We start from the raw sequence: 13,764 nt of genomic DNA, 5'->3' as shown, positions 1-13,764 counted from the left end.
GCAAACCGGGCAACCCCTCTTCCTCTGTTTCAAACAGGCCAGAGACCATCAGCCTCTGACCCTGGCTTAGTTGAGTTCAATGCCTGCGTCGCGGAAATCTTTTAGCCAACACTTCTTTTCGATTCTGCGCCAGGATAAATTCGACATCCTCTTTTACTTCAGCGTAAGCAGAAGGATTAAAAGCGAGAAAGTTTGAGCCCTGATAAATATCGAGACTTGCAATTTTCAAATCCAAAAACAAAACACCAGCACCCACTTGATCCCCAACATGATTAACGGACGAAAACGAAACCAAAACCAATCCGTTCTTCGTTTGCTCGCAAGGCAGCAAGGCCAGTTTTACACCCTTGGCCTTGGTCACTTCATAGTTGAAAACCTTGATTGTTTCAGGTTCTTTTTCCAATGCTGACAACGTGCTGTCCGCAACGGCACCTAGCACGGTTGCACCTGGAATGGCATTTTTTGCCGCTTCAACGCCTGCCTGGATAATAGTGGTGACAACATTTTTCATTGTCCCGCTGCCAGTCCTTTTCTTGTATTCGATACTCGCGTTGATGGGAACAGAACACCCCATATCCTCCATACACTGGAGAAAGGCCCGGTGCCAGGCGGCAGGGCTATGACTATCTTTAGTTTCGCGATCGGCCTCCAACTTCGAAAACTTTATGAGGTTTTCGATAATCGTCATATTTTCAAGCGAAATATTATCGCCATAACCAATCAGCGCATTACCCAAAACCAAAGCATCCAAGTCCTTGGTAGGGCTAGACTCGTTCAATGCCTTGGGTGAACTCGACGCAGTGGTCGACGTTAATGCTTCTACACGAGGGACACTATTCAACAATGACTTCGACCTGGCAAGACGCGCCTTCCCAATATCGGTGCATTGTTTGTGAGTGATAAAATCTTCCGCAATATCCATATCGAGCAACTCCTTTAAATTCGTTTAAGCCTCCAATAGAGACAAAACGAATCTAAACCACCCCAACCCCGCTATCAAACCCGATTAAATGTCGATATATGTAAGCGACCATAAAGCCTTACAAACACGCAGCCATTGTCGAGCAATCCAGCTCGAGCAACGCTGCACTGAACCGTCATATCACTTAGTTAATATCAATTAATTTATCACCATAACTACGCGGTGTATAAACCCACGACATTCCTTGCGAACGATGAAACACACGAGTCGTGGATGAGCCAATCAACACCATGGTCCGCATGTCGACCTGGTCTGGAGTCAATTGAGAGAGCGTCGTCACCCGTAATGTTTGCCCCGGGCGTCCGACATCACGCCCAAGCACGACTGGCGTTTGCGGTGCGCGATGTTGGGCGACGATCTCCAGCGCACGTCCCAGTTGCCAAGGCCGGGAACGCGAGATCGGATTGTAGAACGCCATTGCCAGATCAGCTTGCGCAGCCAGATCCAGACGTTTTTCAATGATCGACCATGGCTTGAGGTTATCCGACAGCGACAGTACACAGAAGTCATGCCCCAGCGGCGCACCGGCTTGAGCCGCTGTTGCCAGCGAGGCGGAAACCCCCGGCAAAATCTCGAGATCGACGTTGTGCCAATGGACGTCGGTGGATTCGTGCAGCGCCTCCAGCACCGCCGCCGCCATGGCGAAAACACCTGGATCGCCTGATGAAACCACCACCACCGAACGCCCCTGGGCCGCCAGCTCGAAAGCGTGTCGGGCGCGCTGCATCTCTTCACGGTTGTCGGTGCAATGCAGCACCTGATCGTCGCGAAACGGCCCGGCCATGCGCACGTAGGTTTCGTAACCCAATATATCGTTGGCGCGGGCCAGTTCAGCCTTCACGGCCGGCACCATCAGTTCAGCAGCGCCCGGCCCGAGGCCGATCACCGCCAGCCGTCCACGTGGGCGGCCGATTTGCAACGGGTCCAGCGGCTGCTCTGCCACCGCAATGGCAACAGTGTCGCTATCAAGCATGGAAACGGGCTGGCCAATGGCGGTACTCAGACGTTCGCCAAGCACCATCTCAGCCTGGGCAAAGCGCAACGGCACACCCAATTCAAGCGCCGCTTCGCGCAACCCCGGGCTGGCCATTTCGGTGTCGGCAGCCAAAAGACAAGCCAGCGACTGCACGGCAATTTTTGCCTGATGCAATGCGTCGCGCACCGCCTGCGCGATGCTCTCCACGCCGGCATCCACAGCGACCACCACATTGCGCGGGTAGATCAACAATTCGTTGGCCGCGGGAGCCCGCTCGGCATGACTGACGTGCACCGCCAGTCGAGCCTGCGCATCTTCGGGCAACTGCGCCTGCACCAGCCACGGGGCTTCACCCTCAATGCGCACCGTTTCGCCGGCCAACAGATCGGAGACAAAACGCTTGCCCAGCTCCAGATCACCCAAGGCATAACCGCTGGGCGGGTTGAGCAGGCAGGTGCCGAAACGCAACTCGCCGCTGGTGGTAATCGCCGCGGCGACTTCCAGCGAGGCGGCAATCTCCCGGGCCATCACATTCACTCCGCCAAGACCACCCAGCAGTGGAACCACGGCGCTGCCGTCTTCGGCCACCGCCAATACCGGTGGTTCAACGCCTTTTTCGAGCAACAAGGGCGCCAGGGTGCGGATCACGATCCCGGCCGCGCACAGGGCAATGATCGGCGTGCCCTGTTGATAAAGCTCGCGCAAGGTCGCGCCGAATTCGTGATAGACCCGATCCGCGCCTTCGACCCGTTCGGCCAGGCCATGGATCAGGGCTTCGGGGTACACCTGCTGAATGCTGCGTGCGGTAGCGAGGCTGCCATTGCCGAGAATGACAATCGCCGGAACTGGACGAGTCATCAGCCTTGCCACCTTTCACCGGGAACGATGATCAACGAGAAGTACGGCGAGGACATCGGCTCGACCTGATCCAGCGGCACGATCTTCTGATTGGCCATGGTCGCGCGCTCGACGTACAACGCGCGTTCGGCCAGGCCGAGTTCTTCCAGCACCTGGCGAACCTTGGGAAAGTTGCGCCCCAGTTTCATGATGACGGCCGCATCGGCATCGGCCAGGCGACGCTTGAGTTCGTCGTGCGGCAACACACCGGACAACACCGACAGACTCTGATTGCGATACACCAGCGGCGCACCGAGCACCGAGGCCCCGCCGAGCATCGAGCACACGCCCGGCACGACTTCAGCTTGATAACGCTCGGCAAGCCGGTCGTGCAAGTACATATAGGAGCCGTAGAAGAACGGATCGCCCTCGCAGATCACTGCCACATCACGGCCCGCATCAAGATGCGTCGCCAGCTCTGTGGCGGCGTCATCGTAGAAGTCGCTGATCACTTGCTCGTAGGACAGAGGTGCCGGCAAAGCTTCGGTGGTCACCGGGTACACCAGCGGCAACAGGTTCTGTGCTTCCTGCAGATGCGCCTCGATGATACCGAAGGCGTTGCCTTTCTTGCCCTTGGCCACGAAGTACGCCACCACCGGGGATTCGCGCAGCAAACGCAGGGCCTTGACGGTAATCAGTTCCGGATCACCGGGGCCGACACCGAGGCCGATCAAACGTCCAGGTTGCTGCATCATTCGATCTCCGTAGCGAGGGCATTGACGGCAGCGGCAGCCATGGCGCTACCGCCCAGGCGTCCCTGCATAATGACAAAAGGCACGCCACGGCTGTCGGCCGCCAGCGCGGCCTTGGATTCGGCTGCGCCGACGAAACCCACTGGAAAACCGAGGATCAGTGCCGGTTTCGGCGCACCGGCGTCGAGCATTTCCAGCAGGTAAAACAGTGCCGTCGGGGCGTTGCCGATGACCACCACGCTGCCTTCCAGGTGCGGACGCCACAGTTCCAGCGCAGCGGCTGAACGGGTATTACCCAATTCACGGGCCAGTTCCGGAACGCTCTCGTCGCGCAAGGTGCAGATCACCGGATTGTTCGCCGGCAACCGCGCACGGGTAACGCCTTCGGAAACCATCCGCGCATCGCACAGAATCGGCGCGCCAGCCGCCAGCGCATCACGCCCGGCCTTGCCCGCCCCTTCGGAAAACTGCAGGCCGTCGATGGCCTCGACCATGCCACAGGCGTGAATGACACGCACCGCGAGTTTCTCCAGATCGTCCGGGATTCGGTCGAGGTTGGCCTCGGCGCGAATGATCGCGAAGGAGTTGCGATAGATCTCCTGACCGTCGCGGATGTAATCAAGCATCAAGGGCGCTCCGTGAGCGGGCGTCGAGCAGGGCCGCGACCGCTTCAATAGTAAGATTGCGTGCGTGCAGTGCGCCGAAACCCGGCTGCGCTGCATCGCGAAAATAGAGATCGTAGTGACCGTGGGCGACGGCCTGTAATGTGACGGGCGCTGTATGCGCGGCGGCGCAGGAACGCGGGCAACCGCTCAGGTGTATGGTCTGTGCCGGTCCATGGCGGTGCAGCAGCGCGGCCAGTTGCAAGGCATCGCCCTTGGTCTCGGCCAACCCCTTGGCGCAACCGTTGGAACCGGTACAGGCGATCAACCGGGACAACGGCTGACCGGCTTCACACGCCAAGCCCAAGCGTTGCAAACGCCCCATGACTTCGGCGGCATTGTTCGTGCGGACATTAGGCAACAGCAGACTTTGCCAGGGTGTGAAGCGCAGACTGGCATCACCGAACTCCCGTGACAGTTGCGCCACGCCCCGCAGCATCGCCGGATCGAGCCGCCCCAGCGGCGGCACAGCCCCCACATAGACAACTCCGGGCTCGGCCTGGGGATGCGCACCCAAGTGCAAATCACTGGAGCCCGCAACCCGCTGCCAACCGACAACGGCTTGCAGTGGCACTCGCTCGGCCAGTCGAAGCTGCATGCCCTCGATCGGGTACTCAGCCAGCAAATGACGCATCCGTGTCTGCTCGGGGCGCGCCAGTTCAAGGAACAACTCAAGGACCGCGACCACCAGCGCGTGCCCGTCCGCCAGTGCAACCGAACCGACGGGGCTGTCCGTCGGGCATCCCGCCAGACCGAATGCCAGCCGTTGTTCACCGCCCTGGTGAAACGCCGAGAGCCACAGGTCATGGGGATGCTCGAGCATCGCCAGGTCTTCGCCGCCATCGAGTTGCACGGCGAACTTGGCACTCAGGTCGTGGAAAGCTTCGTGGCTTTGCAGTGTGGCGAGGATCTGCCCGGCCAGCGGGCGGGTGTCGAACAGCATGCGCCGGTCGATCCCGGCGCCGGGGCTGAGCATCAGGTTGCGCACATCGTCGCCGGCCGCCGTGCGTGGCCCCAAACCGGCGGCCAGCAAGCAGTCGATCAACGCCACTCGCTCGTTGCCAATGCCGCGGATTTGCAGGTTGGCCCGGTTGGTCGCCTCGATCGCTCCGCTGGCGTAACGCTCAGCGGCATCGGCCACAGCGATTGCCTGTTGCGCGCGGATGGCGCCACCGTCGAGTTTGATCCGGCAAATACCACCGTCCAATGCCTGGACGACACGCAACAACCCGGGACAGGCGGAAGGGCGCAAGCGGTTGGGTATCTGACGTGACTTCACAGGACGACCGGTACAAGACGAAGGACAGCATTATGCCTGCTTTGTCCGGCCTGATGAAAAACCCTGGCAGGTTGACGACGAAAAGCGCTTGACCCCGGGCCCAGGCTTTTCGCTTCAAGCCTGGACCGCCATCCCGGGTTCTAGTTGAACAATCAGCGAAAACCGCTAACAGCAAGAATCAATTCAACCAACCCGAATTATTTAAACCATACACCAACTCTTGTACTTTTCACCGCAGCCCGAAGAAAAATAACAGCAAAAAACCAGCTACATCAAAGGAGAAAAAATGAACATTGAAAAACCGAATGGAATACTGACTGCCCACAATCTTATTTCATGCACCGAAGAACTTTCACTGCAAGATTACGACGACTTCACCCATTGCACACAGATAGCCACCCAGTCCGCAGACATGGTCGGCAGTCGTTTCGCCGACTCGACAACCTGGCTGAATGAATACGTTACGACGTTGAATTTTTTCGGTTGGTCTGTCTATCAGGATGCCATCTATACCCGCACTCAACACTCTGTTTCGAAAAGCATTGCCGAGTTTCTGGTCCAAAGCGCTCAAACCATGCCGGATCGCCGACAAGGGAACGCCATGATTGACACGCTCGACGCATTGAAACCCAACCAGCCGGCGCTTTATTCACTGGACCAACAAAGTTCCCTGGGAGAGCGTTTTCAAGTAATACCCACACGCTACGATTCAAAAGGCTTTCTTGAAATCGCAGTTTTTAATCTTGAGTTAGTGATTACAGTCAAAAAAAGTGGCTTTCTATTTTTTAACATGGAAGACCACGCCGCAAAAATCATCCAGCAACGCGTTTATCTTAAACTGGACAAAAACATACTCGACAGCAAAAGATCGCTCATGGAACGCAAGCGGCTCGAAATCAGAATGAAGAGATTCGACCTGAAAAAGAGCCATTAACTGGATAAGCCCCGACCACTTTTCAGACACTGGCGACAGGCGAATACAACCCACACCGCGCTATGATGCACAACCGCACAGGTCGACACGGACCGACAGCGTGATGATTTGGCTTCGATTGATAGAAGAGGAACAGCATGACCCCCTGGCTGACAGTGGTAGGCATCGGAGAGGAAGGCTTCAAGGGGCTTGGCAAAAATGCCCGTCACGCTCTGCTGAACGCTACTCGGATCATTGGCGGCCAACGTCAACTGGACTTGTTGCCGGCCTGCATCCGCGGTGCGCGGCAACTGTGGCCCAGTCCTTTCTCCCTTGACCCGGTTTTGACGAAACAGGGGGAACCCGTTTGCGTCCTGGCCAGCGGAGATCCGATGTTTTTCGGGGTAGGAGCCAGTCTCTCCCGACATTTATCCAGTGATGAAATGCGAATTCTACCCGCCCCGTCTTCCTGCTCACTGGCCGCTGCGCGTATGGGTTGGCCCTTGCAGGAGGTGGTCACCCTTTCGGTGGTGGCCCGGCCTGTCGCCGCACTCAATGCCCACCTGTCCAGCGGCGTGCGCTTGCTGGCATTGAGCAACGACGGCCGCAGCCCCGCCGCCATCGCCGCACTGCTGCGTGAGCGTGGTTTCGGTCCGAGCCGGATAACCGTGCTCGAACATTTGGGCGGTGAAACCGAACGACATGTCCACGGTATCGCCAGCGACTGGAGCGATCCGCCGATCGCCGACCTGAACCTGATCGCCATCGAGTGCATCGCCGAACCGAACACGTTGCACCTGTCGCGACTGGCCGGCCTGCCAGACTCGGCCTTCCAGCACGACGGCCAACTGACCAAACGCGATGTACGCGCCATCACCCTCGCCCGCCTGGCTCCGGTGCCCGGTGAATTGTTGTGGGATGTCGGCGCCGGCAGCGGCTCGATCGGCATCGAATGGATGCGCGCTCACCCCGGTTGCCGCGCACTGGCCATCGAGGCAGATACGGGTCGACAAGCGTTGATCGAACACAACCGTGATGCCCTCGGCGTTCCCGGCCTGCAACTGGTTCGCGGCAGCGCGCCGCAAGCATTGGCCGGGCTGGAGCGGCCGGATGCGATTTTCATCGGCGGCGGTGTCACCCGCGAGGGTGTACTCGATACCTGCTGGGCCGAACTCAAACCCGGTGGCCGGCTGATCGCCAACGCAGTCACCCTGCAAAGTGAAATGACCCTGATGGCCTGGCGCGAGCAACATGGCGGGGAGTTGACCCGCATTCATATCGCCCAGGCACAACCGCTGGGCGACTTCGACACCTGGCGCCAGGCCTTGCCGATTACCTTGCTGGACGTTACGAAACCCCTCGATGCGTGACGAAACCGCCGAACAACCCGCCCCCCTGCGCAGCGGCCTGACCACCGGCAGCTGCGCCACGGCTACCAGCCTCGCCGCCGCGCGCCTGCTGCTGGCTGGCACGGCGGCCGATGCGGTGGAAATCGTATTGCCCAAGGGCAAACAGGTGCCGATGCGTCTGGAATTCTGCCGCCTCACCGAGGACGGCGCCGAAGCGGGAACCCTCAAGGACGCCGGTGACGATCCGGACGTGACCCACGGTGCCCTGCTCTATTCCCAGGTGCGTCTGAGCAGCGAACCGGGGACGCGCTTCAAGGCCGGACTTGGCGTAGGCACCGTGACCCGGCCCGGGCTGGTGCTGGGCGTCGGCGAACCCGCGATCAATCCGGTGCCACGCAAAATGATCAGCGAACACCTGGCTCGACTGGCCGACGAACTCGGCTACAGCGGCGGTTTCGAGGTCACGGTCAATGTCGAGAACGGCGAGACACTGGCACTCAAAACCATGAACCCGCGCCTGGGCATTCTTGGCGGCTTGTCGATCCTCGGCACCAGCGGCATCGTCCGGCCGTTTTCCTGTGCTGCCTACATCGCCTCGATCCACCAGGGCATCGACGTGGCGAAAACCAACGGTTACCTGCACATCGCCGCCTGCACCGGCAACGCCAGCGAAGACACCATGCGCCGGGTCTACAACCTGCCGGAAATCGCCCTGATCGAAATGGGCGACTTCGTTGGCGCCGTGCTCAAGCACCTGCGCAAAGTACCGGTGGATAAACTCAGCCTGTGCGGTGGTTTCGGCAAGATCAGCAAACTGGCGGCCGGGCACATGGATTTGCACAGTCGCCATTCGAGCATTGACCTGCCGCAACTGGCGCTATGGGCGGCGCAGGTCGGCGCCGATGCGGCGTTGCAGCAGAGCATCCGCGAAGCCAACACCAGCCAGCAGGCACTGGCCATGGCCGCCGCGGCCGGGATCGCCCTGGGTGATGCAGTCTGTCAGCATGCTCTGGACTTTGCCCGCAGCGTGGTGCCGGCGCAGGTTCAGGTGGAAGTCTTCGCCATCGATCGCCAGGGCGGAATCGTTGGCCATGCCGGAGCATTTCAATGAAGCGCATCCTGTTGCTCGGCGGCGTGACCGAAGCCATGGCCATTGCCCGCACGCTGGGACCGCTGCATATCTACAGCCTGGCCGGTGTCGGTCGGGTGCCGACCGATCTGCATTGCCAGGTGCGCGTCGGCGGCTACGGCGGCGCCGAGGGTCTGGCGCAATTCATTGGCGATGAAGGTATCGACCTGCTGCTCGATGCCACCCATCCCTACGCCGCCCAAATCAGCCAGAATGCCGCGACCGCCGCGCGCTTGAGCGGCATTCCCTGCTGGGCGCTACGGCGTCCTGCCTGGCAAGCCCAGGCGGGTGATGACTGGCGCGAAGTCAGTGACTGGCCCGAACTGATCGAAGCCCTGAAGCCCTTCCGTCGACCGCTGTTCACCCTCGGTCGCGAGCCCCTGCGACACCTTGACGAAATTCCCGCGGAGCAATTCTGGACCCTGCGCGCACTGGACGTGTATCCGGGCAACGAGCGCTGCGAAGTGATCGGCGCACGGGGGCCCTTCCTGATCGACGATGAACGTGAGTTGTTCGAACGGCGAAATATCGATGTGCTGATCAGCAAGAACAGCGGCAGCACCGCTACTGAGCCGAAGCTGGAAGTGGCGCGGGAGCGCAGGGTGCCGGTGCTGGTGTTGAAACGGCCGGTGTTGCCTGAGGTAGATCGGGAGTTTCCGGCAGTGGCCCAAGTGCTACGAGCAATAGCAGAGCGGTTATAAACCTGACTTTTGCGAACGCCCCAAGGACGCCTTCGCGGGCAAGCCCGCGAAGGCGTCCTGTCTGGCGACACAGAGGCGCGAACCTACAGATCAACAAGACTGTTACGCACAACTTAATCCAGCAAGGAGGAAGATTCGGGAGATGGATTTTTTGTTCGATTGGCGTTCAGAGACGTCAACCACACCATCCGTGCACGTATCCAAAGTGATCCGACATTTGCCCAAGCATTCCGAATCGAAGTCGCTACACTCTTTCATAACGGCGAGCCAGAAATTGCTCAACGCATGTTGGACCTGTTGATTCAGGCGCTGCGACACCAAACCGCACGCCGCCTTTTTACTTATCGGCCCTGATCAGGCTAAATAGCCCGCGCCTGATCGCCCACCCAAACGGATTTTGTCCCATGTCCCGACAACGGCTCGCAATTGCCTGGATAGCCTGCTTCGCAGTGCTGTTCAACATGCTCGCCATGCCGATGTCCGGAGCGATGGCGCAAACGGCGAAGTCACCTGCCGAACAGTTGTTGTGGGGCAGTTTCTGCAGCTCCAGCGGCACCAGGATGGTGGCGATTTCCATCGGGGATCTTGAACAGAAAGCCCCGCAAAACGACGTTCATTCCAACATGCAGCATTGCTGGTGCTGTTCCGGTTCTGCGCCATTGGTGGCGCTGCCGGGGCATTCGCCACAGCTGTATTTTGCGCACTTCGAATCCAACCGAAGCCTGCCCGATACCTCGCTCGAAAGCCCGTCACCGCGCCAGCAATGGCCGAGTCTCAACCCCCGTGCGTCCCCTCTGGTGTGATTCTTTCTCGCAATTGACTGCGTTTTAAATCGTTCCGGAGAACTGCCATGTTGAACAAACTCATCGTTCTGGCTGCGTTGCTGCTGCCTGCCTGCTTTGCCAATGCCCACGAATACAAGGTCGGCGCACTGGAAATCGCTCATCCGTGGTCCCAGGAGTTGCCACCCAATGCGCCCACTGTTGCGGCGTATTTCGTGATCAACAATGAAGGCAAGACCGCCGACCGCCTGCTCAGCGTCGACACCCCCATAGCGGGCGAAGCGCAATTGCATGAGCACGTGATGCAAGGCGACATGATGAAAATGCAGCACGTACCGAGCGTGGAAGTGCCCGCCGGAGGCGAGGTCACTTTCGCACCCATGGCCTATCACGTGATGTTGCTGGGCCTCAAGGACCGCAGCCTGCTCACTGACGGCAAGCGCTTCCCCATGACGCTGCACTTCGAGAAGTCCGGTGACGTGACGGTCGAAGTCGCGGTGCAGAAGCAGGCGCCGGACGCCATGCAAGCGCACGTGCACAAGCCGTAATCGCCTGAGCTGAAAACGCCCATGCGCCCGCTTAGCGCCAGGTCATCCAGGTCACGCGATCAGACATTGAGCCTGACACGCGGCAGCTGGATCAGCCTGTTCGCCATGCTGATGATCTTTATCGGTCCGCTGATTTCCCAGTCGATGCCGATGGATTCGCGCGCCATGTCGATGACCATGCCTGTTGGCATGAGCATGGACATGAACATGGATATGTCGGCGATGGAGCATGCCGACCATGCCACGCAAGCCACGCAAGCCACGCAAGCCACCGCCGAGCATTGCCCGCCGGCCCCCGGCCACCATGTGCTGTGGGAAAAATGCGGCTATTGCAGCCTGCTGTTCAATTGCCCGGCACTGACCGGTGGCCTGTCTTTCGCCAACTTCATCATCCCGCCCGTCAACACCTTCACCACCCCTTCCCCACGCCTGGGCCATGCCCGGCAATCCTTCTTCCCCGGCGCCCGCACCCGCGCCCCGCCCGTCGTCGCGTAAACACTCACTTCTGATTTCACACGGCCCGCAAGACAGCCAAAGCAACCTGTGGGAGCGAGCTTGCTCGCGAAGAGGGAGTGTCAGTCAACGTTGATGTCGTCTGGCACACCGCTTTCGCGAGCAAGCCCGCTCCCACAGGGACAGCCTCAGACTGCCGGCCGTGTCGTTTACGATTGTTCGATGGAAATTGTCATGTCCAGGTTTTCCGCTGTCCCGTGCTTGAGCCCTGCCCAAGCCTCTTATGCCCTGAACGAATCCCGTGTTCGTTTCAGGCACGCCACCGCCATCCTGTGCGGTGCCTTGCTGGCGCCTTCTGCGCTGGCCGATGATCACGCCGGTCACAGTGAAGAACTGAGCCCGACGGTGATTACCGCCGTTGCGCCCAGCTCGCCCTTGACCATCGTCACCAACCCCAAGGACCCGCGCCAACCGGTGCCGGCCAGCGACGGCGCCGATTATCTGAAGACCATCCCCGGCTTTGCCATGGTGCGCAATGGCGGCACCAACGGTGACCCGGTGCTGCGCGGCATGTTCGGCTCGCGGCTGAACATCCTCACCAACGGCGGCATGATGCTCGGTGCCTGCCCGGGCCGCATGGACGCCCCGACCTCCTACATCTCGCCGGAAACCTACGACAAGCTCACCGTGATCAAAGGCCCACAAACCGTGCTGTGGGGCCCGGGCTCTTCGGCCGGGACCATTCTGTTCGACCGCGAGCCGGAACACTTCGGCGAACTCGGTACGCGGGTCAACGCCAGCGTACTGGCCGGCTCCTACGGTCGCTTCGACAAACTGGTGGACGCTGCCGCCGGCGGTGAGTCGGGTTATGTGCGGGTCATCGGCAACACCGCGCACTCCGACGACTACCAGGACGGCAACAACGATACCGTGGCGTCGCGCTATGACAAATGGAATGGCGACATGGCCGTCGGCTGGACGCCGAATACCGACACCTTGCTGGAGCTGACCGCCGGCCGTGGCGATGGTGAAGCCCGCTACGCCGGGCGCGGCATGGACGGTTCGCAGTTCCTGCGCGAAAGCCTCGGCCTGCGCTTCGAGCAGTCCAACATCGGCGAGGTGCTGGATAAGGTCGAGGCGCAGGTCTACTACAACTACGCCGACCACGTGATGGACAACTACACCCTGCGCACACCGTCCGGCACCGGGATGATGGCCGGGCCCATGGCTTCCAACGTCGACCGCCGCACCCTCGGCGCCCGGGTCAAGGGCACCTGGCGCTGGGCCGATGTACAACTGATCAGCGGCATCGACGCGCAGACCAACGAGCATCGCCAGCGCGGCGCCATGGGTGTCGACACCTACAAGGACCTGCCGTACACCAAGGATGCCGACTTCCATAACTACGGCGTGTTCGGCGAACTGACCTGGTACGCCGCCGACCGTGACCGCCTGATCAGCGGCGCACGCCTGGACCGTGCCTCGGCCAAGGATTTTCGGCAGACCATCGGCTCGGGCATGATGCCCCGCCCGAATCCGACCGCCGACGACACCCGCGCCGATACCCTGCCCAGCGGTTTCATCCGCTACGAGCATGACCTGGCCGACAGCCCGACCACCTTGTATGCAGGCATAGGTCACACCCAGCGATTCCCGGATTACTGGGAGCTGTTTTCACCCAAGTCCGGCCCCGCCGGTTCGGTGAATGCCTTCGATTCGATCAAGCCGGAAAAAACCACCCAGCTCGATTTCGGCCTGCAGTACAAGACCGAAGACCTCGAAGCCTGGGCCTCGGCTTACGTCGGGCAAGTGCGCGATTACATCCTGTTCAACTACACCCCGACGATGATGGGTACGACCTCACAAGCCGAAAACATCGACGCGCGAATCATGGGCGGCGAACTGGGCGCCGCTTACAACCTTACCGACAACTGGAAAGCCGACGCGACCCTGGCCTACGCCTGGGGCAAGAACAGCAGCGATGGCAGTGCATTGCCGCAAATGCCGCCGCTGGATGCCCGTTTCGGCCTGACCTACAGCGAAGACAACTGGAGCGCCGGCGCACTGTGGAGAGTGGTCGCCGCGCAAAACCGCATCGACCAGAACAAGGGCAACGTGGTCGGCAAGGATTTCGGCAAGACGCCGGGCTTCGGCGTGTTTTCCCTCAACGGTGCCTATCGGATCAACAGCAACTGGAAGGTCAGCAGCGGCGTCGACAACCTGTTCGGCAAAGCTTACGCCGAGCACTTGAACCTGGCCGGCAACGCCGGTTTCGGCTACCCGGCCAATGACCCGCAAGCCATCAAGGAGCCGGGGCGAACGCTCTGGACCAAGGTGGATATGAGTTTCTAAAAGCTTCGCGAGCAAGCTCGCTCCTACAGGGAAGCGAGCCTGCTCGCGA

The 13,764-nt window shown here is 60.2% G+C and carries 13 protein-coding genes; 8 read left to right on the top strand and 5 right to left on the bottom strand.

The window, feature by feature from the left end; genetic code table 11:
* Window positions 1–76: 76 nt before the first annotated feature.
* The 5 genes from AC3ITA_RS02960 to cobG all read right to left on the bottom strand — a co-directional run bounded on the left by AC3ITA_RS02960 (window position 77) and on the right by cobG (window position 5,473).
* A complete protein-coding gene (locus AC3ITA_RS02960; RefSeq protein ID WP_489279389.1) occupies window positions 77–922 on the bottom strand; it encodes a hypothetical protein in 846 nt (281 codons plus the stop codon).
* 184 nt (window positions 923–1,106) lie between these two features.
* Window positions 1,107–2,816, bottom strand: coding sequence for a precorrin-3B C(17)-methyltransferase (cobJ, locus tag AC3ITA_RS02955; RefSeq protein WP_095944210.1), 1,710 nt, complete (start codon window positions 2,814–2,816; stop codon window positions 1,107–1,109).
* Window positions 2,816–3,547, bottom strand: coding sequence for a precorrin-2 C(20)-methyltransferase (locus AC3ITA_RS02950; RefSeq protein WP_150673219.1), 732 nt, complete (start codon window positions 3,545–3,547; stop codon window positions 2,816–2,818). The genes cobJ and AC3ITA_RS02950 overlap by 1 nt, the downstream gene beginning before the upstream one ends.
* A complete protein-coding gene (locus tag AC3ITA_RS02945; RefSeq protein ID WP_095944211.1) occupies window positions 3,547–4,173 on the bottom strand; it encodes a precorrin-8X methylmutase in 627 nt (208 codons plus the stop codon). Before AC3ITA_RS02945 ends, AC3ITA_RS02950 begins: the two co-directional genes overlap by 1 nt.
* Window positions 4,166–5,473, bottom strand: a complete 1,308-nt coding sequence (gene cobG, locus AC3ITA_RS02940; RefSeq protein WP_489280742.1) for a precorrin-3B synthase — start codon at window positions 5,471–5,473, stop codon at window positions 4,166–4,168. Before cobG ends, AC3ITA_RS02945 begins: the two co-directional genes overlap by 8 nt.
* A 301-nt stretch (window positions 5,474–5,774) precedes the next feature.
* On the opposite strand from cobG, the gene AC3ITA_RS02935 reads away from it, so the two are divergent.
* The 8 genes from AC3ITA_RS02935 to AC3ITA_RS02900 all read left to right on the top strand — a co-directional run bounded on the left by AC3ITA_RS02935 (window position 5,775) and on the right by AC3ITA_RS02900 (window position 13,715).
* Window positions 5,775–6,422 carry a hypothetical protein gene (locus tag AC3ITA_RS02935; RefSeq protein ID WP_095944212.1) on the top strand — a complete coding sequence of 216 codons (648 nt, stop codon included), beginning with the start codon at window positions 5,775–5,777 and terminating at the stop codon, window positions 6,420–6,422.
* Between the two features lie 137 nt (window positions 6,423–6,559).
* Window positions 6,560–7,771, top strand: coding sequence for a precorrin-6y C5,15-methyltransferase (decarboxylating) subunit CbiE (gene cbiE, locus AC3ITA_RS02930; RefSeq protein ID WP_489279387.1), 1,212 nt, complete (start codon window positions 6,560–6,562; stop codon window positions 7,769–7,771).
* Window positions 7,764–8,861 (top strand): cobalt-precorrin-5B (C(1))-methyltransferase, encoded by a 1,098-nt coding sequence (locus AC3ITA_RS02925; protein WP_095944214.1) that lies wholly within the window; start codon window positions 7,764–7,766, stop codon window positions 8,859–8,861. Before cbiE ends, AC3ITA_RS02925 begins: the two co-directional genes overlap by 8 nt.
* Window positions 8,858–9,580: a cobalt-precorrin-6A reductase gene (locus AC3ITA_RS02920; protein WP_489279386.1), complete on the top strand. Its 723-nt coding sequence runs from the start codon at window positions 8,858–8,860 to the stop codon at window positions 9,578–9,580. The genes AC3ITA_RS02925 and AC3ITA_RS02920 overlap by 4 nt, the downstream gene beginning before the upstream one ends.
* Window positions 9,581–9,984: 404 nt before the next feature.
* Window positions 9,985–10,383, top strand: a complete 399-nt coding sequence (locus tag AC3ITA_RS02915; protein ID WP_095944216.1) for a DUF2946 domain-containing protein — start codon at window positions 9,985–9,987, stop codon at window positions 10,381–10,383.
* A gap of 47 nt (window positions 10,384–10,430) precedes the next feature.
* Window positions 10,431–10,910 carry a copper chaperone PCu(A)C gene (locus AC3ITA_RS02910; protein ID WP_095944217.1) on the top strand — a complete coding sequence of 160 codons (480 nt, stop codon included), beginning with the start codon at window positions 10,431–10,433 and terminating at the stop codon, window positions 10,908–10,910.
* Between the two features lie 21 nt (window positions 10,911–10,931).
* Window positions 10,932–11,405, top strand: coding sequence for a DUF2946 domain-containing protein (locus AC3ITA_RS02905; RefSeq protein WP_489279384.1), 474 nt, complete (start codon window positions 10,932–10,934; stop codon window positions 11,403–11,405).
* A gap of 192 nt (window positions 11,406–11,597) precedes the next feature.
* Complete coding sequence (locus tag AC3ITA_RS02900) at window positions 11,598–13,715, top strand: TonB-dependent copper receptor (protein WP_489279383.1); 2,118 nt, start codon at window positions 11,598–11,600, stop codon at window positions 13,713–13,715.
* The last annotated feature ends 49 nt before the right edge of the window (window positions 13,716–13,764 follow it).

This window comes from Pseudomonas sp. GL_090, assembly GCF_057837765.1.
Note: the sequence above shows the minus strand (reverse complement) of the source record. Positions and strands in the feature narration are given on the sequence as shown.